The following is a 24509-nucleotide window of genomic DNA, read 5'->3' on the forward strand; positions in this document are numbered from 1 at the left end:
TTATGTATATGGAACTGTTTATGTATCTGCTAAAAGTAACCGCCTGTACGGCTGCCTTTTACATTTTTTATTATCTGTTATTCAGTAAGTTAACCTTCTTTAGCATTAACAGGTGGTATCTGCTAAGCGCGCTTGTGGCAAGCTTAGTTATCCCGGCGCTGCACATTAGCGTGCAAACGGTGGTTAATGCACCGCCGGTTAGCAACCAGGTAACTATCAACAATGCAGCAGCAAATATTGTTGCCATTGCCGAACCCAGTCAACCGGTGGTTGTACAGCAAGCCGTTACACCCATCAACTGGCTTTTTATAGCCAACTGTGCTTATTGGTTAATTGCAGGTTTGCTTGTATTAAAGTTGTGTATTAACCTTTATTCTATTTTGTATAAAGCGGTTAAATACGGGCAGCGGCAAAAAAGCTATTTCGTGGTTAATGGGCAATCGCCAAACAATTCGTCGTTTTTTAACTACATTTTTTTGAATGCCGATGGCCTTACCGAAGCCGAAAAAGAACAGGTTATAGCGCACGAACTGGTGCATGTGCAACAACTACACTCGGCAGATAATTTATTTGTGGAGATAGTAAAAGCCGTACTTTGGTTTAACCCTTTTGTGTACCTGTTTTCCCGCGCACTTTGCCAGGCCCACGAGTTTGAGGTTGACCGCCGTTTGGCCAGCCAATACAACTCAAAAAGTTATGCGGGTTTGTTGCTCAAACTATCATCGCCGGGAGGGGCGGGTTTGGTAAACCAGTTTAGTGCCTATGGTTTAAAAAGCCGTGTTGGCATGTTGTTTAACCGCCCATCGGCCACAGCCAAAAAGTTGTGTTACTTGCTGGTGCTGCCTGTTTTGTGCGCGCTAACTTACTTTTTTGTTATCGAAAAAACGTATGCCTACAACTATAACAACAGCAATTTTGTAATAGTGCTTGATGCCGGGCACGGTGGCAAAGAAACCGGTGTAGCGGCCAACGGCCTTGTTGAAAAAGACCTTAACCTGCAACTGGTACAACAAATTAAGGCTGTTGCCGATGAGAGGGGCATTAAAACCGTTTTAACCCGCACAGATGATAAATTAGTATCCATGGCCGAGCGGTTGGCGCCAAAGGGTGATGTTTTTGTTTCGGTACATACTAACTGGGCACCCGTAAATGATGCCGGTGCCACCGGGATGCGCATTATTACCAGTAGCCGCAACCTGGAGTTTACGCAATCGCAAAACCTGGCCATGGCCTTTGTTACCCAGATGGCGCATTTGCCACATTTACAAGGTGTTGAATCTTTTGATGTTGTGCAACAGAACATAGGCGTACTGAGCAAAAATAAACTGCCAGCCGTTTTACTGGAGATGGGTTACATGAGCAATAAAAGCGATGTACAATACCTAACCGACAAGCAATATCAACGCAATTTGGCCGAAAAAATCATCAACGCCGTAATTGCATTTGAAAAATCGCCAACCAAAAAAATATCCCAAATGGGGCCTGTGGATACTGCCATACATACCAAGGTAAAGGTTACGTTTTTGAACCAGCAACCGCAAACGGCAGCTCAAAATATAGTAAAAGATACTGCAATAAGGGTTGTTGCAAAAACAAGAACGGCTGCCAATGCCAAAAAATATGATGTAACAGGGTTATCCATGGCTTATTCCGGAAATTATTATGACAAAGCCAAATCCAATGAAGATATGTATAAGGAATTTAAGGCTGCAAAATATACCGCTACCGATTCAACCGGGCACTACTATAACACCCCAACCACCACGCTTTATAACGCCGAACTAAGTACTCCGAAATATAATATTAAGGCAAAGGTGATTAAAATTAACATCAAAGACAGCCTGATAACGGCAACCGGTGGTGTAAAGATAAAAATGCACGACGACAAAGAATCACATGACAATACTGTGGTAACAACAGATTCGCTAACTATCGATTTAAAGTTCCATTATCTTAAAAAAGGCAGCACCAGGCAATAGCCAATTACCAATGGCTTAAAAACCTACCACATAAACGAGTATATGCGGGTTTCGTTTTTAAGCCATTGGTTAAATATATTAAGGTTGCTTTCTTTACCGCTCACTTCAAACTCAAAACTGGTTTGCACATCCTGCCGGGTTTCTTTAAAGTTGCGTGCCTTCAGTTGCAGTTGGGTTAATTTGGCTTGCAGTTCGTCGCTATCAAACCCATCCTTATAGCTAATGGTATAACTGCGGTGCTGAAAACGGGCATCAATAAAGTTTTGCAAAAACTGCATGGCCCACAAAATTATAAGCGATACAGCCAGCGAAAGCAATGCAATTGCATAATCGCCAATACCAATTAGCATGCCCAGGGCTGCGGCAATCCAAATAGTTGCGGCGGTGGTTATCCCCGAAACCGAAAAGCCGTTCCTGAAAATTACTCCTGCACCCAAAAAGCCCACGCCGGTAATAATATTGGCCGCAATCCTATCTTCATTGTCCGGAAAGCCCAGCTTGTACGAGCAAATAGTAAACAGCGTTGAACCTACACAAATAATAGCCAAAGTGCGAAACCCCGCCGGCTTGCGCCTGATTTCGCGCTCCAAACCCACCAAACAGCCAACCATAGCCGAGAGGAAAAGTTTAAAAACTTCTTCGGTATAGCGTATATCGGTAGGGTTAACAGCCATGGTATTTTTTTATGCAAGTATAATTATTTTGACGCGATGGAATGACAAGCTGTTTTAAAATCCTGTCATTGCGAGTAATAGAACGCTGCGGCCTATGAAAGTGAAATGACGAATAAGAGCGTTGGCTTGTGCGATTCCCCTCTTGAGAGCAGGGCTACTATTACCTATTATTAAGTCAATAGTACTAAGTCTTGAGTCAAAAGTTATTCTTTTTTTGACTTAGAACTTAAAACTTTTGGCTAAACACTTTCCTTTATTACACACCATTAACATAACACTCCGTGCCATTGCTTCAAACACCTTATCCCATCAACTCCCCTACCAACTCGGGCACGCCAACTGTGGCTTTGGCTTCTATTTTGATGATGTTGGCAACGTTATAAACGGTGGGTATTTTAGGATCGACGATAATTTTCGGTATTTCATCCGGCACGTAATTAATTAAGCCCGATGCCGGGTACACAGCCAACGAAGTACCTATCAGGATAAACAAATCGGCTTTAGCGCAAATTTGGGCAGCGGTTTCTATCATGGGCACCATTTCGCCAAACCAAACCACGTGTGGCCGCAATGGCGAACCAAGCTGGCACACCTCATCCATACCCAGCTCCCAACCGTTGATGGGATAGGTTAGCGTGGGCCGCTTGCTTGATTGCGACCGCGTGATGATGCCATGCAGGTGTACTACATTGGTTGATCCGGCACGCTCGTGCAGGTCGTCAATATTTTGGGTGATGATGGTTACCTTATATTTTTCTTCCAGCTTTGCCAGTGCATAATGCGCGGCATTAGGCTGCGCCTCTAAAACCGACTTGCGCCGCTGGTTATAAAAATCCTGAACCAGGGCGGGGTTGCGTTCCCAGGCTTCGGGTGTGGCAACATCTTCAATGTTATAACCTTCCCACAGGCCATCGGTATCCCTAAAGGTTTTAAGGCCGCTTTCGGCACTAATGCCTGCCCCGGTTAAAACTACAATATGAGCACCGGGTTTTTGATGTGCTTGGTTTTCCATATCAGTAAAATTAAGAAAACGGAAACAAAAAACGATGGCCCCCTAATCCCCTAAAGGGGGAATTTTTTGATGGAAAGACAAATATAACATTCAAGCATTGGGACTGGCGCGATTCCCTCCCAACGGGAGGGTGCAGGGAGGGGTTTATGCGAGAGCAACGCAAATAAACCCCTCCCTGCAACTTCACAACCCATTGCACCCCTCCCCGAGGAGGGAATAAATTCTTTTTTAATGGAATTCTAAAGCCGATCGTTTGTTTCGGCACAAAAAAAGGGCGGTGATCTTCTGTAATCACCGCCCTAATATTTATGTTGTTAATTTGTTTAAGCTGCTCTTAAAGCGCCATTATTGTTTGGCTGGTAAGCCAGTGCCGAATATTTACGCTTGGCCAATTCAAAGCCGCCAAATAGTAAGGTGCCAAAAACGGCATCGCCATAAACCATATTGCGCTCAAAGGGTATGGCTGCCAGTAGCGATTGCCCGTAACCCGCCAAAGTATGCGGATACATGGTGCCGTATAAAAAAGGCAGGTCCATTATTAACCAATGGATGCAAATGCCTGCTATTGATGCTAAAAGCACGTTTAAAAAGTTAGCCTTTTTTATTAAACTGCCAACAAAAACCATAATGGCAAAAGTTAAATACATCCAAACCGAACTGCTTGTCCACAACAATATTTTAGATGTGTACAGGTAGTTAATGGCTATATTACTTAAAAACAAAGCCAGCAAAACTACTGCATAAGCTTTCCATTTATCGGCAAAATAAGCACCGCCAAACAGGGCAATAGCTCCCACAGGCGTAAAATTACTCAATACCTGAAACTTGTAACTCAGCAAGCGGAAGGCCATAGCAACCACTATCATTAAAATAAGTACAATGGTGCGTGTATTTGTTTTCTGTAAGGTCATATATAACTTTATTATGGGTGCAAAAATACTCAAACTAAACTACAATAAAAACAGCTTGCTTATTGGTTAATTAAGCAAATATTTAATGCCGCCGTAAGCGTTAAACCCTCGGGTGCTATAGCCAATCCAGTCGGTATATTTTACATTAAATACGTTGTTTAAATCAACAAACAAGCTTAGGTTTTTGGTGGCACTGGCCTGTACATGTACATCAAACAGGTTGTAAGCCTTTAAACCTTCAACACGCGAGTATGGCGCAACATCTAAAAAACGGGTGTCGCTGCGTTCGCCGGTATATTTGTAATTTACCCCAACCGATAATGCTTTAATAAGCTGGTAACTTACATTGCCACCATAAGTATTGCGAGGGCGGCGCAGCAGGTTGTGCGTATCAACACCTTTGGTATCGGTTTGTGTACCGGTTACGTATGCCGCGTAGGCCGAAGCTGTAAAATCGTTTTTACGGTACTTCAGTTCGCTTTCAAAACCTTGGTCGTCTTCCAAATTGCCATTTTGGTAGGTTGATTTATAGGAAGCATCGGTGTAAAAATAAATTACATTGGTGGTTTTGCGTTTGTAAAATACGGTGTTGAACGATAATGCCTTGGTAATATCCCAATCAAAACCCGCCTCGTAGCTTGTTGTAGTTTCGGGCTTTAAGTCGCTGTTTCGGTATTGCGAGTATAACTGGTATAACGATGGTGCTTTGTAAGCCGAAGCAACGGTAATAAATACTTTAAGTTGGTTGGCAATAATAACCGAGGGATTAACGGTATAAGTTAAATTGTTGCCATACTTACTATGACGATTATAACGCCCACCCAACTCCATGTGAAATATATCCGATTTGAAAAACAGCGAGGTATACGCACTGCTGATGTTGTTATTGCCACTAATATAGCTATCAACAGGTTTAGGGTGGTAATAAGCCTGTTCGTACAAACTGTATTGGCCGGTGTTGCTGTACTTAAAGCTGCCGCCGCTGGTAATATCAAAATACTCGCCCAAAGCCTGGTTTAAAACAACCTCGGCATTGGTTATGCGGCCTATGTTTTGCGTTACCGAATGGGTAGAATCGTTATCGGGAGGTGAATTGTAAAAATTGTTCCAAACGGTATTTTGGCTTACGTTAAACAGTAACGAGCCTTTGGGCAATACCAATTTGGCCCCTAAGCCACCAAATAAAAACAGATTGTTGTAGTTGTAATCTTTATCGTCTTTAAAAGCACCATAAGGTAAATCGCCGGTGTTTGCCGATAGTTGAAAATTACCGTTAAGCGTAAATTTGTTTGATAGGTATTGGTTGAGGTTTAAACTAAGGGACTGTTGCAGGTAACCGTCTTTTTTAAAGCCCATTTTGCCCGTAGTATCGGTAGCAGCGGCAAACCCATCCGACCGTAAATTGGAAAAATTAAGCGAGATGCCTGTTTTGTTTAGCCTTCCGTTTAAACCAATGCTTCCCTTAAAGGTATTGTAACTACCGCCGCTAAACTGCACATCGCCAACCAGATCCTGATTTTGAGGGTGCTTAGTAATGATATTAATAACACCCGCCACGGCATCCGAGCCGTATAGCGTGGAGCCACTGCCCTTCAAAATTTCGATGTGGTCTATCTGGTCTAACGAAAAAGCGTTCAGATCGTAACTGCCATCAATTGATGATGCGTTGTTTACCGGGAAGCCATCAATGAGGATGAGCGTATTGCCCGTAGTTGCACCCCGCAAAAAAACCGACGAGCTGATGCCGATGTTGTTTTGCGCTCCCGAAAAGGTGATGCCTGCAACGGTGTTTAACAACTGCGGCAGCGTTTTACCTTGCGAACGGTTAATTTCCTGGCTGCTGATAACGGTTACCACGCGGCCAATGTCGCTCAGTTTTTTTGCCGACCGGCTGGCGGTTACCACTACTTCGTTAAGATGGGTAACGGTGTCTTTTTTTGTGTTTTGTGCGCTTTGCGCCAGGCCTGCCGTTGTTAGCAGTGCCAGTTGTGCAAGCCCCAGGCCTGCAGCAACTACTACGAATTTTTTTTTCATGTTGTTGTGAGTTTTTCTCCCACAGCATACCGAAAACGAAGAATTAGGAATGGAATACACCCCGTGCACAGGGCATTCACACTCAAGCTTCTATCCCCGAAAGCTATGAATAATTAAATGCTTATGGCAGGTATTCTGGCTCGTCCTAACGTTAAGGTCTTCCCATTTGCCTTGCGGCGCACAGTGACTTTTTTTTCTTAACTAAGCCCCAAATTTTAGTTAGCGGGGCCCGGACTTACAGCTGCGGGACAGCTCCGGATTTACACCGGATTCCCTTTTAATCCCCTACAGTCATTAACAGTAAGGAAACCGAAAGCGCTGCAAAATTAGGATAAGATTTGATAAACTTGAAAAGAGTTATAAATTATCTATTTTTAGAGAACGTTTAAAAGACCAAACGCGACGTAATTGCATTAGTAAAATGCTGTAGTATGCAAAAGTAACAGCCTTTTAAAAGATAGAAGCTTTTTATTCCCTCCTCGGGGAGGGGTGCGTTGGGTTGTGAAGTGGCAGGGAGGGGTTTATTCGCCATGCTCTCGCATAAGCCCCTCCCTGCACCTCCCGTGGCGAGGGAATCGCGCGGGCCCAATGCATTAAACCTATGCTCTATTTTTCACATTACTAGTGCAATAACGCTGATTGATGCTTTTTCGGTTACCTGATAACAAACAAAACCATAGCTTTATACTCACACCCACAATGAAAAAAATTACGTTCCTGTTCATGCTATCCGTTTGGGGTAGTATTGCCGCTTATTCGCAGTCTAAAAATAGCATAACGGTTGTATACGGCTTTGCCGCCAACAGCATGTACAGCAGTAAACAAAAGGCCGACGGTGGCTATCAGGATGGTAACTCAAACCTGTTTGGCCTAACTTATACCCGCCAGGTTAACCGCGTGCTTGGTTTTGAAACAGGGGTTGTTTATTCAATTAACCACATGCAGTACAACAGCTTGCAGCCGGGTATAGCACAGCCCAGCCAAAATGCCGATCTGGGTTTGCTTACCATACCCTTTGTAGCCAGGGCCACTTTTTGGAAGTACTTTTTTGCCGACGCAGGTTTAACCCTTGATTTTGAAACCAGCAACAGCATGGTGGCACAGGCAAAACAAACCGGGCTGGGTTACCAATTAGGCATTGGTGCGCAGGTTAACATGGGCAAAATAAGTTTATTGGTTTCGCCGTTTTTGCAACAACACGCCGTTGCACATTTTAGCGGGCGCACGCCTTATTCGTTACTAAACGCCGGCGTTAGGTTTGGCGTTGGTTATAATTTTTAAGCATGAAAAAATTACTGATACCCGTTTTGGTGCTGCTTTCCTTATCGGCGAAAGCCCAGCAGCCCGATACCGTTTTTTTAAAAACGATGCTGCAAAGCCATCCCGAGTTATTTTTGGGGATATTAAACCATCCCACTCAAAACGAGGTGCAAATACTTTACACCCAAATAAACCGCGATGCGCAAAACAAACCGCATTTTAAAAGTTACAGCTATAGGCTAAACCCCAGGCGTTACTTTTACCCCGCCAGCACCGTAAAGCTGCCTACGGCTATATTTGCGCTCGAAAAACTAAATGAGTTAAAAATTGCCGGGCTTAACAGCCAAAGCACCATGATAACCGATAGTGCCTTTGCGGGGCAAACCCAGGTTTTAACGGATACATCATCAACAACTGGCCTGCCAAGCATCCAAAACTACATTAAAAAAATACTGCTGGTTAGCGATAACGATGCCTTTAACCGCCTGTACGAATTTGTTGGCCGTGCCCAAATTAACACCAAACTAAAAAAGTACGGCCTTACCCAAACCCGCATTGTTAACCGCCTTGCCGTTGGCGATAAAGGCGAAAGCGCGAAGCACACCAACCCCATTAATTTTTACAATGGCCATAAACTGGTTTATACCAAACCCGCCCTGTATGATTCGGCGGAATACCCCATAACGATGACTAATTTGCTGCAAGGCAAAGGGTACATGGATAGCCACGATAAACTGGTAATGCAACCTTTTGATTTTACCAGCAACAACATTTACACTATTACCAACCAGCAAATGGTATTGCGGCGACTACTTTTCCCCGAAAGTTTTGAGCCATCCCAACGCTTTAACCTTACCCCTGCCGATTACCGGTTGTTGTATCGCTACATGAGCACCTTCCCTACCGAAAGCCACCACCCTACTTACAGCAGACCTGGTTATTACCCCGCCTATTGCAAGTTTTTGTTTTACGGTGCCGATAGCGCAGCAACAATAAACCCCAACATCAGGATATTTAATAAAGTGGGCGATTCGTATGGCTACGATATTGATAACGCCTACATTATTGATACTCAAAACAAGGTTGAGTTTATGCTCACCGCCGTAATACAATCAAACGAAGACGGTATTTATAACGACAACAAGTACGAGTACACAACCGTATGCCTGCCGTTTTTAAAAAACCTGGGCCAGTTAATTTACAATTACGAACTGCAACGCCCCAAAAAACATTTACCCAATTTGCAAAAGTTTATTTTTGATTATAAGGAGTAAGGGCCGATGTGAAGGGGCAAAGATTTGGCAACTTTTAAAAAGTTGCCAAATCTTTGCCCCTTCACCATAACTCTCCCTATAAATATTTTCATTTAAAGCAAACCCATTATGGGTTTCGGGGTTAATCTATAACATAAAAAAGTTAATTGTTATGGACTTTAAAACGATCAATTTAAAACTTGTTCCGGCCAATGCGGAGCAACACCCCGTAAATATAGAGCTTCCCGAACGCCTGGCTTCGGTTGCCTTGGGCACTAAAATGGCCTTTTCGGGCCTCTTTGGCGTATTCAGGCATCCTTTGCGGGGTGCTGTTAAACTGTTTGCTGGCGGCTATTTGCTGCAACGGGGCGTTACGGGCTATTGCTCGCTTTATGCAAAAATTGGTAAAATAAGTACCAGTCCGGTAAACGTTAACATCAGGTACACATTTACTGTAAACCGCAGCCGCACCGATGTGTACAATTTTTGGCGCAGGTTAGAAAACCTGCCCCTGTTTATGAGCCATTTAGAAAACGTTACCGTTATTGACGATACCCTATCGCACTGGGAAGCCAAAATACCGGGTGGACTGGGCAATATAAGCTGGGAAGCCGAGATTGTTAACGATGTAGAAGCCGCCGTAATAGGCTGGCACTCGCTCCCCGGTTCAACCATACAAAACGCAGGTAAGGTTGAGTTTGAGGATGCACCTGGCGGTGGCACCATTGTAAAGGTTGTAATAAGCTACCTGCCCCCCGCCGGTGGTATTGGCACAGGCATTGCAAAACTACTGAACCCGCTTTTCGAAAAAATTGTGCGTGCCGATGTTTTGAGCTTTAAAGATTATATAGAAACTATTTATACCGATGGCGACGATTTTCCGCTGGAGCCGGAGATAACCATTATTACTGTTGAAACCTTTGACGATGAACCAGAATCGCAATTTAATTCGGCAGAAGGTAATGCCGATGAGGCAAAACAAAAAAAGGTATAACTATAAGAGTACAATGCAAGCTCTATACTGCACAGGGCGGCTTTGCATAGCCGCTCTGTGATGTATTAACTCAATCATTTATCCACCATTAACACCTTAACCGTTACCAGCAATTGCCCGTAATGCCTTTGGGTATGTTCGGCGGCGTGTACCAGCAAACCCAGCACGGTTGATGGTGTTTGCGCGCGGCCAACGCCACGTGCCTGGGTTAATGTAGCCTCATTGGTGGCAATTAGCTGTTGCAGGGCGGCATCAACCTGGTGGTTAAATGCAGCAACCAGGGCTTGTGTTAAGTTTGGTGCCTCGGCAGGCTTGCCTTCGGCGTTAAGGTAGGCCAATTGTTGTTGGGTTAACTGCTCGCCCCGGGCATAGGTAAAAAGCCTGCTCAATACCCCGCTAAGGTGTTGCAAATGGAAACCCGGCGACGCCAAACCCGCGGGCCGCTGCCAAAGTAATTCATCCGGGAAACCGGCCATTAAAAGGTTAAGTTCTTCGCGCGCTTGTAACAAGGCATGGGCAACGGGTTGCAGCAGGGCCGGTATTTGCGGCAGCGGGCCTCGCAGCCATACTTCGGGTTTAGTTTGTGGCATGTTTAATTTTTTGATGATAAACAAATGTAAAGCGCATTTGTAGTAAGTATTGAAACTAAATTTAATATTATGTCATTCGACCAATACCACGAACCTGCAAACGAATTATCCGACGAAACCCGCACCTTTGCCCGTATGATTGTTTCGTTAACCGAAGAAGCCGAAGCCATTAACTGGTACGAGCAACGCATTTCGGTAGAAAAAAACAAGGATGCCAAAGCCATTATGCAAAACGCACAGCACGAGGAATTTAAACATTTTGGTATGGACCTTGAATTTTTACTGCGCCAAAAACCGGTTTGGAAAAAAACCCTGCAAGCCATATTATTTAAAGAGGGCGATATTGTAAAGCTTGGCGAAAAAGGTGAAGAAGCATCGGAGTGAGGCACTTAATGGCGGCTTAAAAACACTTAAACGGGCGTCATTGCTTCGTACCCGCCCATCACTTTTTTTTTAACTCCCCTCTTGAGAGGGGGCGCGTTGAAATGTGTGGTGGCAGGGGTGTGTTATACGCCGGGCATTGCGAACATAACACACCCCTCCACCCCTCTCAAGAGGGGAATCGCACAATCCATCGCTTTTTTTAACGCACTCAGAGGCCCAGACTTTAAAACACGGCAATGACGCGTTTAATTGATACGTATACGTTATTGGTGAATAGCATTTAAACCCACCCATAGTATTGAGCCGAAAGTGTATCTTTAACTTTTAGCGCAACACAAACCAATGGATAAATTACAAAAAGCCTTTGCCCTATTTGATGCCTATAACCAGCAAGACCCATTTACTTTGGTTTGGGATGGCGTAACCTACCCGTCGGAATATTTTTATGCTATTGAGCTGTATAACTGGATATTAAAACTTGAACCACAGGCCAGCGAAGCCGTGCTGCTGGCATCGCGCAGCCAGCACATCGGGCGGTGGACCATCCCCCGAAATACCTATCCCGATGGTAAGGCGGGCTATTTAAACTGGCGAAGCGATTTATCAAAGTTTCATGCCCAAAAGGCTGGCGAACTGATGCTGCAAGCCGGTTACCCGGATGATTTTATTGCCGATGTACAACGCATCATACTGAAACAAAAAATTAAGCTTGATGCCGAAGTACAACTGATGGAAAACGCGTTATGCCTTGTTTTTCTGCAATTTCAGTTCCAAAATTTCATCCAAAAACATACTGACGAAAAGCTCATCCACATCATCAAAAAAACCTGGAACAAAATGAGTCAGCCGGGCCACAGTGCCGCCCTAACCTTGCCATATAGCGAAAAGGCAGATGCGCTTTTGGGCCAGGCTTTGGGGTAAAAAGGTCGCTAAACCGTGTAATTGCGAGTAACGAAGCAATCGGCCGGAGGCAATATTGGCCTTTATAGCGTAATAGCCTACCAAAAATAGAGTATAGGTTTCAAGCATTGGGCCCCGTGCGATTCCCTCCCCACGGGAGGGTGTAGGGAGGGGTTTACGCGAGAAGCATGGCGGATAAACCCCTCCCTGCCACTGCGCAACCCATTGCACCCCTCCCCGAGGAGGGAATAAAAAACACCGGCCTTTTTAAGAGGGCAATATTGGCCTTTATAGCGTAATAGCCTATCAAAAATAGAGTATAGGTTTCAAGCATTGGGCCCCGCGCGATTGCCTCCCCACGGGAGGGTGTAGGGAGGGGTTTATACGGGAGCAAGGCGGATAAACCCCTCCCTGCCACCTCGCAACCCATTGCACCCCTCCCCGAGGAGGGAATAAAAAACATCTGTTTTTTTAAGAGGGCAATATTGGCCTTTATGGCTGTGCGGCTTACGTGCAGTTGCCACGCTATCGCCCGCAACAACAACTTGATTACTAACTACTCTTACTTCCCCTCTTCTTCGGGTTCCTTTTTTTCTCTCGGGCCGCGTTTATGAATAATTAATCCGTTTAAAAAGTTGCGCAGTATTTGGTCGCCGCAGGGTTTAAAGTTGGGGTGGTCTTCGTTTCTAAAAATGGCTCCCAGTTCGGTTTTAGTGATCCGGAAATCAACCAGGGCCAATATCTCCACAATATCGGTATCGTTTAGCTTTAAGGCTACACGCAGTTTTTTCATCACATCGTTATTACTCATATATTTTTATTTATTTTAGGTTATTATATTAATCACCGCTAACCTAACGCGCTAAGCTAATAGCCATTTATACAAATCAATCATAAATTTTTATGATTACCAAACTTAAGATTTGGCCGGTGCCGTGTTTTTTATTGCTAATAACAACTATTCGCATAAGCAAACTTTACGCAAGGTAATACCTTGGCCTGGCACAGCTTTTTAGGCCAAACAGTTTTAAGTAATTGATATAAAACAATGCACAGTAAAGCAAACCCGGGGTTAATAACGGTTTTATTACCGTATTTATACGGTAATGATGGTGGTTTTTTGAATTTAACTTTATAACAGTGAATAAGTTATAAATCAAAACCCAAACAAACAAAATCATGAAATCAATTATTATTTTACTGGCGCTTTTAGCTTTGATGAAGCTGGAAAGCTACGCCCAAACTGTAAATAACATTTTAGATGGCATTGTAGTGAAAAAACGCGAAAAAATATTGCTCAGATTAGACTCAAGCAACAAGCTTTGGTATGATGTAAGCGAAGCAAGTTTAAACGGAGGATCGTTAAACTGGACACCCTATAACGATAAAAGTTACTTTTTAATAAAAAATAATGCCGTAAATATTTATGTGCAACCCGTTAACCCGCTTAGCTTGGGTATAAATTCAGAGATCACTTCGAGGATAGACGAGGTATCTTCTGCATCTGCTGCCGCGATAGCAACTATAGTTAGCAATATCAAAACATTTGCCGGATCATCCGGTGGGACTAATAAACAAGGCTTCATAAAAAGCTTAGATGAGCGAACCGTTGCCGACGTGCCAGATTGTAGTATTAAGTACAATAATTTTATCGAACTATTTAACGCTACTGCGGATTCTTTAAAAAACAATCAGAAATCGGAAACTATAAAAATTTTTACTGATCTTAAAAATTTAACCTTTGAAAGTAAGGGCTTAACTGAAGCGGTACTTTCACCTATCAACAAAAAAATCCCTGTAATAACGCAACACTTTGATAATGTTACGGCTCTTGTAAAAAGACTGCAAGATACCCTGGCAGCATTTGAATGCGACGATGCTTACACAAGCTTTATATTTAAGCAAGTTGCGGCATCCACAATAACAAATATTCAAACTGAACTTGCTAACCAAGTAAAACGGCTTACCATTTTAAAAGAAGCAGCCGACCTGGTTAACAAAGCTTATAATGATGCGGCCAGTAACCAGATCAATATGTTAAACTGGTTTGTAAATATTGGTACTCCGCAAGCGGTTACCGGCACAATTAAAGATTTCAATCTAAAAATTAATAAAACCGGGTATGAGCTTTCTCCCGCAAAGGAAATTGTAACCTCAAAAACCGAAACTTTAGCTACTTACACCATCAGCGTTCGCAAATTTGATTGGTTTGTACCCGAAGTATGGGCCGGCGTAGTTTATTCGGATATAAGTTATCCTAAGTATGGCACCGCTACCGATGCTTCGGGAAAAATGACTGTTGCCGATGGCGGTAGCGACAACGTATCTAAATATAGTGTAACTACCATGCTAAACTTTAACCTTTTTATTGCCAACTCAAGCATACATCCTTTTATACAGGCCGGTGTGGGTGCCAGTACAGATTATCCGGCCCTATTTTTAGGTGCGGGTTTAAAAATTAGCGATAAGTTATCCTTTTCGGTAGGTGGTGCTTCGCCTTGGGTTAAAAGGTTAAAAACCCTAAAAATTGGCGATACCGTTACCGGCACCGCCGATATTGATAAAGATACCGAGTACGCTTTTAAAGGTTTTTACCGCGTATACTACGGCTTGCAATATAAGTTGTAACCACAAAGCCTGCCCCTTAATTGCAACAGCTTGCGCATTTTACTATGCTGCAAGCTGTTTGTGTTTTTATACGTCGCGGCGTAAAATTTCTAAAGGGGGTTTGCTTAACACGCCCCGGCTGTTTAGCAAGCCTATTGCTACGGTTAGCAAACTTACGAGGCTAAATATGCCAAGCACGGGTAAAATATGCGGCGTAAAAGCAGCGTCGAAGGTAAATTTGGCAAGGGCCCAACTCCCTGCAAGGGCCAGCAGTAAGCCGGTTGCGGCGGCTAAGGTGCCTAAAAACAAATACTCCAACGCGGTTATGGCCAGTATTTGTTTGCGGCTTGCGCCCAGGGTGCGCAGCAAAACACTTTCTTGTATACGCTGGTATTTACTAATGCGTACCGATGCTATTAAAACAATAATACCCGTAAGGATACTGAAACCTGCCATAAACTGGATAACGAAGCCTATTTTATTGAGCAACTCGTCGATAACGGAAAGGATAAGTGCGAGATCGATAACCGAGATGTTGGGGAAGTTGCGCACCATAGTTTGCTGAAAGCTTGCCGATACCTTACTGTTGGGTACACGGCTAATATCAACATAAAAGCGTGGGGCCTGCTCTAACACGCCTGCCGGGAAAACCACCAAAAAATTGCTTTGCACGCGGTTATAGTTAACCTGGCGCAAACTTTTTATCTGCGTAAGCATGGGTACACCTTGTACGTTAAACAGCAATTTATCGTTAAGATGCAGGCGGCTGCGGTGGGCGTAACGCTCTTCTACCGAGATGGGAATAACTTGGTTTGGCGATGATTTGCCTATCCATTTCCCTTCGGTAATTTTTTCGGTATTGGTGAGCGAATCGCGGTAGGTTACCCGGTACTCGCGCGTCATCACAAAATGCGGCGGCAATTTAAGGCTGGTATCCTTTTTTAACTGCGCATAGTTTTTTCCGTTTATCTCTGTCAAAGCCATGGTAACAATGGGCACCTGCGAAATTACCGGAAGGTTTTGTTTTTTGATGAGTGCCGCAACACCCTCTTTTTGATTGGCCTGTATATCAAACAATATCATATTGGGCTGGTTTCCGCTTGACGACATACTTACCCGCTCCATGAGTATACCCTGGATAAAAAACAGCGTACAAATAAAAGCCGTACCCAAACCAATAGAAATAATTAATATAACCGACTGGTTATTTGGCCGGTACAAATTTGAAAAGCCCTGCCGCCACAAGTAACTCCACGAAAAGGGGAAAAACCTTTTTACCAGCCACATTAACAGCCGCGCCATACCCGCCAGTATTAAAAAGGCCAGCAAAATGCAAATAACAAATACCACGGTTTGCACCACGCTTTGCAGTTGCAAATAGGTAAAGCCCGCAATAAACAGCAAAATAAGTGCGTAAACCAGCCATTTTAAAGGGTCGCGCGTGAGGCTGGTTTCCTCAAAGCTCATGCGCAGGGTATTTAGCGGCGATACATTACGCACCGATAACAATGGCGATAACGCAAACAAAACCGAAATAATAAGGCCAAGCAATATGCCCTGCCCTATGGCTTTCCACGATATGGTTACATCAATAACAAAGGGTATAAAATCTTTAAGCACAACGGGCAATATCTGCTGAATAACCGTGCCCAGTAACGAACCAATGATGGAACCTATTAGCCCCACGCCTACTATCTGTATCAAATAAATTAAAAATGCCTGCGCGGCTTTTACGCCCAGGCAGCGCAGCACGGCAATGGTGGCAATTTTTTCGCGCACGTAAATGTGTATGGCACTGGCAACGCCAATGCAGCCTAAAAGCAGGGCAATAAAACCAACAAGGGCCAAAAAGCTGGTTAAATCGGCAAACGATTTTCCGGTTTGCTCTTTTTGTGTGTCTATGGTATCGTAATTGATCCCCTCTTTCTCCAAACGGGGTTCAATGTTTTTTACCAGTTTGGCCATATCAACCTGGTGGTTGTATTTAAAATAGTACTTGTAGGTTAGGCGGCTGCCTTGCTGTACCAGGCCCGTTTGCTGCAAATACTGAAACGGAATGTAAACTATAGGCGCTACGCTTGATGCCACGCCGCTTTGGCCGGGTGCTTTGTTTAATATACCCGCTATTTTAAAAGCCTGCTTGCCTACATGTATGGTATCGCCAACTTTGGCGCCAAATTGCAGCACCAGGGTTTTATCAACCAGGGCATCGTTGCTGTTTTTAAAGTTTTTGCCGGCGGCTTCGGGCGTGGTTTCCAAATCGCCATAGTACGGAAAAGCACCTTGCAGGGCTTTGATCTGTATCAGCCGCGTGCCTTTGCTAAATTGCACCATCGACACAAAATCGCGCTCCTGACTTTTATCGTCACCCAACGAATCAATAAGTTTTTGGATGGGCGGCGTTACCGCTTTGTTGGCCGATATTACCAGGTCGGCACCAATTAAGGTAGCGGCCTGGTCGGTAATGTTTTGCTTTAAATTATCCCCAAAAGAGTAAATAGCCACCAGCGCGGCAATACCCAGCACAATTGACGATACAAAAAGGAACAGGCGCGAACGGTTTTTCCGGCTATCGCGCCAGGCCATTTTAAAAAGCCAGGGCAGGTTTAAGGGTTGTTTCATTTTTTTGTTATTGAGTTATTAGGGTGATTGAGCTATTGGGTTGAGTGGTTGAGACAATAATGCTTATAACACCACGAATGGCCTATTCCCTCCCCACGGGAGGGGCGCGTTGGGTTGTGAAATGGCAGGGAGGGGTTTATTCGCCTTGCTTTTGCATAAACCCCTCCCTACACCCTCCCGTGGGGAGGGAATCGCACTGGCCCAGGCTTTTTGCTTTAGTATAATTACGCATTTATAATATGTATTATTTGGCTTCCTCACGTTAAATATGGTGCAAATTCATCGCAATCAAAAGATTTCTCCTTCCGGTCGGAATGACGTCTTTTTTTGATTTTTGACTTTTTAATTTTGACTTATCACGCATTTGTTTTCTCATCACTTACCAAATGGCCGCCTTTTATGCGTATTATTCTTTGGGTTTTTGATGCCAGTTCCAAATCGTGGGTAACCAATATTAGTGTGGTTCCGGCTTCGCGGTTTAGGTCGAACAGTAATTTTACCACCTTTTCGCTGGTTTCGGCATCCAGGTTGCCGGTGGGTTCGTCGGCAAATAATATTTTGGGTTGGTTGGAGAATGCCCGCGCCAACGATACCCGCTGCTGCTCGCCGCCCGATAGCTGCGCCGGGTAATGGTGCCCCCTCGCCGAAAGGCCAACCTTATCCAACAATTCTAAAGCGCGGGGTTTAATGTTTTTTTCGCCGCGCAGCTCCAAAGGCACCATTACGTTTTCTAAGGCGGTGAGGGTTGGCAATAGCTGGAAGTTTTGAAAAATAAAGCCCACGTACTGGTTGCGCACCTGCGCCCGTTCATCTTCGGTAAGCGAATCGAGCCGGATGCCGTTCAGTTCTACCGCGCCACTGCTTGATCGGTCTAACCCGGCGCAAAGGCCCAGCAACGTAGTTTTGCCACTGCCGGATGGCCCCACAATGGCCGCTGTAGACCCTGCCTCGATGCCAAAGTTAATGTTATGTAATACGGTTAGGGGCTGGCCGCCGCTTTGGTAGGTTTTGCTGAGATCGGTAATGTTGAGGATAGTTTCCACTAATTGTTTTTTTGGAATGTGGGCGCGGTTTGTTTTAATTTGCCGTGCCCGGTTAGTCAATTATTAAATGTTTGTAAAGTAGCCAAATAGCTAAACTTAAATGTCACCGGGATGTTTAAAAGCAACATCGGTATTACTATTCATTAGAAAACAAAAACATGCATAAGTTACAATATTTAACGCTCATCATTGTCATAATTTTAAGCAGTGCCTGCGGCAGCCCCAACACCACCGTCGGTAAAGCCGATACCACCACTACCCCAACCCAACCCGCACAGGCCGCAAACACCAAAACCATTTTATTTTTTGGCGACAGCCTAACTGCCGGCTACGGTTTAGACGACCCGCAAGCCGAATCGTTCCCGGCACTGATACAGGCTAAACTGGATTCGGCAAAGCTGCCTTACAAGGTTATAAACGGCGGCCTTAGCGGCGAAACCACGGCAGGTGGCCGATCGCGCATTGACTGGCTGCTTAAACAGCGGGTTGATATTTTTATACTGGAGCTTGGTGCCAACGATGGCCTGCGCGGCCTGCAAACCGCCGAAACCCAAAAAAACCTGCAAGCCATTGTTGATAAGGTTAAGGCAAAGTACCCGCAAGCCAAACTGATACTAACCGGCATGATGGTGCCGCCCAACATGGGGGCAGATTATGCTAACGCCTTTAAAGCCGTTTTCCCGGCTGTTGCTAAAAAAAACAACATGGCCTTTTTGCCCTTTTTACTCCAAAACGTAGCCGGCATTAAAGACCTTAACCAGGCCGACGGCATACACCCCACCGCAAAAGGTGCTAAAATTGTTGCCAACAACGTTTGGGGAGTGCTGAAGGGAGAGCTTTGATTAGGCGGGCAGATGACGGAGTACAGATGACGGAGGACAGATGACAGATGTCGAAGACGAATGATTTGATGTTCTCGGAGAGCTTCCGATTTCTGACCTCCGTCATCTGCCCTCCGAAAACCGTCCTCCGTCCTCTGCGTTCTGTACTCCGATTCAATATTTCAACTCCCCAACAACGTTGCCAATAATGATGATGGCCGGGTGGGTTAGTTGCTGCTGGTGCGCCAGGCGGGGCAAATCACTTATGATGCCTTTTACCGAGCGTTGGTGCGGTAGCGAAGCGTGTTGTATAATTGCTGCGGGCATGTGGCCGTTACCGGCATCAACATAGGTTTGGGCAATTTGGTCCAGCTTTTTCATGCCCATATAAATTACCACGGTAGCGTTGCTTTGCATAGCCAGGCATAAATCTGCCGAAAGGCGACCGTCCTTTTTTGTACCCGTAACCATCCAAACACTCTCGCTCACCGAGCGGTGCGTTAGCGGAATATCTAAAAAGCCACTGGCCTGCATACTGGTTATGCCGGGTATAAAAAAGGTTTCTATACCGTTTTCGCGTGCAAAAAGCACTTCTTCGTAACCACGTCCAAAAATAAAAGGGTCGCCGCCTTTAAGGCGCACAATAAGGCCCTTTTCAAAAGCCTTTTCTTTAATCAGTTCCAATATCCGCTCTTGCGTGGTATAATCCCCGTAAGGGAGCTTGCCTACATAAATTTTTTCGCAATCGTCTCGGGTATAGGCCAGCAACTCTTTGCTGGCTAAATTATCATAAAGCACAGCGTTGGCCTGTTGTAATATTTTGTACCCCTTTATGGTAATCAGTTCAGGGTCGCCGGGGCCGGCGCCCATTACGTATAGTTGGGGTATTATGGGGGTGTTGGTCATAAATAAAAAAAATCGTGCCTGTAATATCAGGCAGCTTATTGGGTAGTTATTGCAGGCCTGTAAAAAACTTGCTCATTAAAAAATTTGTACATTATAAAGTATTAGCGGCACCAGGCTACTAACTTAAAAACTTACCCAAAACTAACCTAATAAACCATAGGTTTTAATACGTTTGTAAACGGATTTTAATACCTTAATGACAGAAGCAGCAAAAACATATTATCAAAGCCACAGCAAACTTAACTTTATTGGTACCAATGGGCAACTAAAAATTAACGATGCCAAAGTACTTGTAGTTGGCGCCGGCGGCCTGGGTTGCCCCTGCCTGCTTTACCTTGCCGGATGCGGCGTTGGCACCATTGGCATTGCCGATTTTGATACCGTAAGCGTAACCAACCTGCACCGCCAAATAATTTACAATTACGAGGATGTGGGCCAAAGCAAGGTTGCAGTAGCCAAAACAAGGTTGTTACAGCATAATCCGTTTATCCGTATTAACGTGCACCGTTTACAGGTTGACGAAACTAATGTGCTGGAATTGATTGAACAATACGATATTATTGTTGATGGCACCGATAATTTTGCCGTGCGCTACCTCATTAACGATGCCTGTGTTTACCTTAATAAGCCCTTGGTTTATGGCGCAATTTACCAAACCGAAGGCCATGTAACAGTATTTAACTACCAAAATTCGGCCACGCTGCGCTGCCTTTTTGCCGAGCCCGATGCCGAAACCTATGTACCCAATTGCGCCGACGTTGGTGCCTACAACATAATAACCAACATCATAGGCGTAATGATGGCCGGCGAAGCCATAAAAGTTATACTGCAAAACCCCGATGTGCTGGCTAACAAACTGGCAACCTACAATGCGGTATCGGTTGAGTTAAAAACCATTAATTACAAACCCAACCCGCAAAGCCGCACAACCAGCAAAATTCGTTTTGAGCAAACCACAGGCCCGATAGAAATATCGCCCGAACTATTTGCCACGCTGCACCCGGGCAGCTACCACTTAATTGATGTACGCGAAGATTGGGAACGCGATAACCACCACATTGGCGGCCAGCATATCCCGCTAAAAGCGTTAACTAACCATAATTTTTCGGAATTACTTAAAAACCAGCAAATTATATTGTACTGCCAGGTTGGTGCCCGCAGCCAAGCCGCCGCACAATTTATGCGCAAATTGGGCTACACCAATGCATTGAGCTTAAAAGGCGGGTTAAATGGTATTGGTTGATTAGGTGCTTTCGTTTATAGTTGATAGATCATGGTTCATAGTTGATGGTTCATAGTTTTATACGGGGTTATAGTTAATGGTTTTGTGGTTGTTATGCACTATAAGTGTTCTCTGGCTTGTCTTTCCATAAACCATCAACCATGATCTATTAACTTCTTACCATGAACCATCATCCATCAACTATGAACACTCTTCCATAATCGCTACCTTTACCCCTATGCTACGCGTAAGCCAATTATTTATTTATCCCATCAAATCGCTGGGCGGTGTTGAGCTTACTTCGGCTGCCGTTACCGATCGTGGTTTGGAGCTCGACAGGCGCTGGATGCTGGTTGATAACAATAACCGCTTTTTAAGTCAGCGCGAATTTGTGCAAATGGCCCTGCTTAAAGTTAGCCTTTCGGCAGATGGTTTACTGGTAAATCATGCACCAACAAACAGGCAAATACTCATTCCCTTTGAACCTCAAACCAAGCAATTTGGCGAGTTTACCATCTGGGACGATACCTGCACCGGCCAATATGTTAGTGCCGACGCCGATGCCTGGTTTAGCAACGCACTGCAACACCCTTGCCGCCTGGTTTATATGCCCAACCAAAGCAAACGCCTGGTTGACCCCGAATTTAAATACGTTACCCAACACAAAATAACATCCTTTAGCGATGCTTATCCATTTTTGATAATTGGCCAGTCGTCGCTGGACGATTTGAACCAACGGCTTGAGGTTAAACTGCCTATGGATCGCTTTCGCCCCAACATTGTTTTTACCGGCGGCCAACCTTATGCCGAAGATACCATGGCCCAATTTACCATTGGCACCGTGCAATTTACGGGTTCAAAGCTTTGCGCGCGCTGTAACATCCCCACCATAAACCAACAAACCGGGGCCGTTGCCAAAGAACCTACGCGCACCCTGGCCAAATATCGCCAAAGCAAAAACAAAGTATATTTCGGTCAAAACCTAATTCACAACGGCCACGGAACCATTAGCATTGGCGATATAATTGAGGTTGCCGAAGTGAAAGAAATGTTAAACTCATTAACCCCTGCATAACACATGCGCGATATAACCCACAAACAAATAACCCTGCGCACCGCAAAGGCCATAGGCGCAATATTTTGCACCGCGGAAACTATAGAGCTTATTAAAACCGATGCCTTGCCCAAAGGCAATTTGTTTGATGTGGCCAAGGCCGCAGGTTTTATAGGCGCAAAGCTAACGCCCCAATTGCTGCCGCATTGCCACCCCGTACAAATTGACGGTATGGATATGAGCTTTGAGTTTTTGGATAAAGATACCCATGCCGAATATTTCGACGATTCAGTGTTTGACCGCTCGGGCATTGTGGTGATGGGTAATGCGAAATCTATCGGTCGTACAGGTATTGAGATGGAAATGCTCACCGCCGTATCGGTAGCCTGTTTAGAAATTTACGACATGCTTAAACCCGTTGATAAACAACTGGAAATAGGCCACATTAAACTATTGCAAAAACGCGGCGGCAAAAGCGACCGCGAACGTTTTTTTGCCACCCCGCCCGTATGCGCGGTACTGGTTTGCTCGGACTCCACTGCCAACGGCACCCGCGAAGACCAAAGCGGCAAACTGATTATAGACATGCTGGCCCAGGTTAACGCCACCGTTACCGATTACCAAGTAGTGCCCGACGATATTGACCAGATACAACAACAAATTAAGCTTTGGGTTGCACGCGATGTTCACTTTATATTTACCACCGGCGGCACCGGCCTTGGCCCGCGCGATAATACCGTAACCGCAGTAAAGGCCATACTGGAGCGCGAAGCCGAAGGCATTGCCGAAGCCATGCGCGGCTACGGCCAGCAGCGCACCCCGCTCGCCATGATGAGCCGCGGCATTGCCGGCACCATAGCCCAAACCCTCATTGTAACCCTGCCCGGCAGCACCAACGGCGTAAAAGAATCGCTGGAAGCCATATTGCCCGGCGTTTTCCACGCACGCAAAATGATTTTAGGGGAAGGGCATTGAGGTTTAGTTATTGAGTTGATTTAGTTATTGAGGGAGGGTATTTACACATTGTCGTTGCGAGGAACGAAGCAATCGCACGGAAGTATATTAGCCCTGATGTTTTTAATAATGGGTCATTCTGAGCGACAGTCGAAGAAGGGAGCGCAGAGGCCGAATAGCTATACAGAGCAGAGATAATTAAAAGGCGAGTGTTAGGCGTCCAAGCCTAACTATTAGCAGTCGGCAGCGTGGACGCTGCCAACCGTTGTAACCAAGTGACGGTGGTAAATTTTAATAATTTTTTTTATGTTGAATGAAGCTGATTTTTTTTGGAAAAACTGGAGATTGGGAACTGAATTGCAAATCGCAGGAACTTTCTTATATAATGGATTGTATGCATTCGATCAAATGGAAAGTTTCTATCATGAAGCAGAAGTTTTTGAGTTTTTATACAATATCTCTGTGGGATTGGAGCGGTTAGCCAAAATTACCGTTATTCTTTTAGAACATGATATTCAAACTGATCAAGAAGATTTTGAAAAAAAATTGATTACGCACGATCATTTTAACCTTTTGAACAGAATTAAAGCTCATAAAGAAATCACGATGGGTAAGTCTTCAACAAAATTCTTGCAAGTGATTAAAGACTTTTATCATTCATCTCGATATAATCGGTATAATAAAAAATCCGTTTATGCTGAAAATCACGAAGCAAAATTTAGACGTTTTTTAGAGGAAGAATTAGATATAAAAGTTAAGGTTGAAATGATTGAAACAACGCCGAACGATCAGCGAATAAAAAATTTTATTGGAAAAATCATCAGTAAAATAACTTTACAACTTTATGAAATAATCCGTAATGAATGTAGAAGAATGAATATCTACACCTACGAAGTGAACTATGAATCAAAAGCATTTAAAATTTTCATTAGAAAAGAATTCTCTTTTAAAGACGAACATTATTTAAAAAAAGAAATTTTAATTCATTTGTTAAGAAAAAGAAAAAAAGGCGATGGTTTCCAAGACTTTGTAAAAACTATTAAGCCCCTCCCTTTCGAAACTTACAATACCAATTACTACGTTCAATACTTGATGAATTTTCATAAACATCCAATTGTGTTGGATGAATTAAGGTCAATAGCAGAGGACAAACCATTGAAAAAAGAGCGGCTAGAAAAAGTTTCCTTGCTCGGAGAAGATGTGGAATTTGATAAGTTTAATGACTCCTTTTTTGATGACTTTTTATAATATCCCATCACCAGCGCACGCCTGTGGCGTATGCTTCACCA

21 protein-coding genes and 1 riboswitch are annotated in these 24509 nt (G+C 44.3%); of the genes, 12 read left to right on the top strand and 9 right to left on the bottom strand.

What is annotated here, in order from left to right; translation table 11 throughout:
- Window positions 1-2: 2 nt before the first annotated feature.
- Window positions 3-1979 carry an N-acetylmuramoyl-L-alanine amidase gene (locus BDD43_RS24580; protein WP_121200658.1) on the top strand — a complete coding sequence of 659 codons (1977 nt, stop codon included), beginning with the start codon at window positions 3-5 and terminating at the stop codon, window positions 1977-1979.
- Window positions 1980-2002: 23 nt separating this feature from the next.
- On the opposite strand, the gene BDD43_RS24585 is transcribed toward BDD43_RS24580, so the two are convergent.
- The 4 genes from BDD43_RS24585 to BDD43_RS24600 all read right to left on the bottom strand — a co-directional run bounded on the left by BDD43_RS24585 (window position 2003) and on the right by BDD43_RS24600 (window position 6610).
- On the bottom strand, window positions 2003-2653 hold the full coding sequence (locus BDD43_RS24585) for an MgtC/SapB family protein (protein ID WP_121200660.1): 651 nt from the start codon (window positions 2651-2653) through the stop codon (window positions 2003-2005).
- A 301-nt stretch (window positions 2654-2954) separates the two neighbouring features.
- Window positions 2955-3665, bottom strand: coding sequence for an SIR2 family NAD-dependent protein deacylase (locus BDD43_RS24590; protein WP_121200662.1), 711 nt, complete (start codon window positions 3663-3665; stop codon window positions 2955-2957).
- A gap of 323 nt (window positions 3666-3988) precedes the next feature.
- Window positions 3989-4576 carry a DUF6580 family putative transport protein gene (locus BDD43_RS24595; RefSeq protein WP_121200663.1) on the bottom strand — a complete coding sequence of 196 codons (588 nt, stop codon included), beginning with the start codon at window positions 4574-4576 and terminating at the stop codon, window positions 3989-3991.
- Between the two features lie 66 nt (window positions 4577-4642).
- Window positions 4643-6610 (bottom strand): TonB-dependent receptor plug domain-containing protein, encoded by a 1968-nt coding sequence (locus BDD43_RS24600; RefSeq protein WP_121200665.1) that lies wholly within the window; start codon window positions 6608-6610, stop codon window positions 4643-4645.
- Window positions 6611-6718: 108 nt separating this feature from the next.
- A riboswitch (cobalamin riboswitch) is annotated at window positions 6719-6939 on the bottom strand.
- A gap of 370 nt (window positions 6940-7309) precedes the next feature.
- Between BDD43_RS24600 and BDD43_RS24605 the strand changes: the two genes are divergently transcribed.
- From BDD43_RS24605 to BDD43_RS24615, 3 genes are all read left to right on the top strand, one after another.
- Window positions 7310-7891 (top strand): hypothetical protein, encoded by a 582-nt coding sequence (locus BDD43_RS24605; RefSeq protein ID WP_147425729.1) that lies wholly within the window; start codon window positions 7310-7312, stop codon window positions 7889-7891.
- A 2-nt stretch (window positions 7892-7893) separates the two neighbouring features.
- On the top strand, window positions 7894-9144 hold the full coding sequence (locus BDD43_RS24610; RefSeq protein ID WP_121200669.1) for a serine hydrolase: 1251 nt from the start codon (window positions 7894-7896) through the stop codon (window positions 9142-9144).
- 151 nt (window positions 9145-9295) lie between these two features.
- The gene (locus tag BDD43_RS24615) at window positions 9296-10117 is read left to right on the top strand and encodes an SRPBCC family protein (RefSeq protein WP_121200671.1); all 822 of its coding nucleotides are present in this window, start codon (window positions 9296-9298) and stop codon (window positions 10115-10117) included.
- Window positions 10118-10191: 74 nt separating this feature from the next.
- Here BDD43_RS24615 and BDD43_RS24620 read toward each other — a convergent pair whose 3' ends face one another.
- Window positions 10192-10707: a DinB family protein gene (locus BDD43_RS24620; RefSeq protein WP_121202110.1), complete on the bottom strand. Its 516-nt coding sequence runs from the start codon at window positions 10705-10707 to the stop codon at window positions 10192-10194.
- 69 nt (window positions 10708-10776) lie between these two features.
- Between BDD43_RS24620 and BDD43_RS24625 the strand changes: the two genes are divergently transcribed.
- Both BDD43_RS24625 and BDD43_RS24630 read left to right on the top strand, forming a co-directional pair.
- Window positions 10777-11091: a ferritin family protein gene (locus BDD43_RS24625; protein WP_121200673.1), complete on the top strand. Its 315-nt coding sequence runs from the start codon at window positions 10777-10779 to the stop codon at window positions 11089-11091.
- A gap of 342 nt (window positions 11092-11433) precedes the next feature.
- Window positions 11434-12012 (top strand): DUF4202 domain-containing protein, encoded by a 579-nt coding sequence (locus tag BDD43_RS24630; RefSeq protein ID WP_121200675.1) that lies wholly within the window; start codon window positions 11434-11436, stop codon window positions 12010-12012.
- A 541-nt stretch (window positions 12013-12553) separates the two neighbouring features.
- On the opposite strand, the gene BDD43_RS24640 is transcribed toward BDD43_RS24630, so the two are convergent.
- Window positions 12554-12802, bottom strand: a complete 249-nt coding sequence (locus BDD43_RS24640) for a DUF1456 family protein (RefSeq protein ID WP_121200679.1) — start codon at window positions 12800-12802, stop codon at window positions 12554-12556.
- Between the two features lie 368 nt (window positions 12803-13170).
- On the opposite strand from BDD43_RS24640, the gene BDD43_RS24650 reads away from it, so the two are divergent.
- A complete protein-coding gene (locus tag BDD43_RS24650) occupies window positions 13171-14619 on the top strand; it encodes a hypothetical protein (RefSeq protein ID WP_121200683.1) in 1449 nt (482 codons plus the stop codon).
- A gap of 66 nt (window positions 14620-14685) precedes the next feature.
- Here the strand turns inward: BDD43_RS24650 and BDD43_RS24655 are convergent, their stop codons facing one another.
- Both BDD43_RS24655 and BDD43_RS24660 read right to left on the bottom strand, forming a co-directional pair.
- Window positions 14686-17220, bottom strand: coding sequence for an ABC transporter permease (locus BDD43_RS24655; RefSeq protein ID WP_121200685.1), 2535 nt, complete (start codon window positions 17218-17220; stop codon window positions 14686-14688).
- 356 nt (window positions 17221-17576) lie between these two features.
- On the bottom strand, window positions 17577-18263 hold the full coding sequence (locus BDD43_RS24660; RefSeq protein WP_121202111.1) for an ABC transporter ATP-binding protein: 687 nt from the start codon (window positions 18261-18263) through the stop codon (window positions 17577-17579).
- 158 nt (window positions 18264-18421) lie between these two features.
- On the opposite strand from BDD43_RS24660, the gene BDD43_RS24665 reads away from it, so the two are divergent.
- Window positions 18422-19105: an arylesterase gene (locus BDD43_RS24665; protein ID WP_121200687.1), complete on the top strand. Its 684-nt coding sequence runs from the start codon at window positions 18422-18424 to the stop codon at window positions 19103-19105.
- A gap of 153 nt (window positions 19106-19258) precedes the next feature.
- Here the strand turns inward: BDD43_RS24665 and cobA are convergent, their stop codons facing one another.
- Window positions 19259-19990 (bottom strand): uroporphyrinogen-III C-methyltransferase, encoded by a 732-nt coding sequence (gene cobA, locus BDD43_RS24670; protein WP_121200689.1) that lies wholly within the window; start codon window positions 19988-19990, stop codon window positions 19259-19261.
- Between the two features lie 196 nt (window positions 19991-20186).
- Here cobA and BDD43_RS24675 point away from each other — a divergent pair, with 196 nt between their 5' ends.
- The 4 genes from BDD43_RS24675 to BDD43_RS24690 all read left to right on the top strand — a co-directional run bounded on the left by BDD43_RS24675 (window position 20187) and on the right by BDD43_RS24690 (window position 24468).
- Window positions 20187-21233 (top strand): HesA/MoeB/ThiF family protein, encoded by a 1047-nt coding sequence (locus BDD43_RS24675; RefSeq protein WP_121200691.1) that lies wholly within the window; start codon window positions 20187-20189, stop codon window positions 21231-21233.
- 217 nt (window positions 21234-21450) lie between these two features.
- The gene (locus tag BDD43_RS24680) at window positions 21451-22287 is read left to right on the top strand and encodes an MOSC domain-containing protein (protein ID WP_121200693.1); all 837 of its coding nucleotides are present in this window, start codon (window positions 21451-21453) and stop codon (window positions 22285-22287) included.
- Between the two features lie 3 nt (window positions 22288-22290).
- Complete coding sequence (gene moaCB, locus BDD43_RS24685; protein ID WP_121200695.1) at window positions 22291-23241, top strand: bifunctional molybdenum cofactor biosynthesis protein MoaC/MoaB; 951 nt, start codon at window positions 22291-22293, stop codon at window positions 23239-23241.
- Between the two features lie 285 nt (window positions 23242-23526).
- Window positions 23527-24468, top strand: a complete 942-nt coding sequence (locus BDD43_RS24690) for a hypothetical protein (protein WP_121200696.1) — start codon at window positions 23527-23529, stop codon at window positions 24466-24468.
- The last annotated feature ends 41 nt before the right edge of the window (window positions 24469-24509 follow it).

The organism is Mucilaginibacter gracilis, from assembly GCF_003633615.1.
GTDB lineage: Bacteria > Bacteroidota > Bacteroidia > Sphingobacteriales > Sphingobacteriaceae > Mucilaginibacter > Mucilaginibacter gracilis.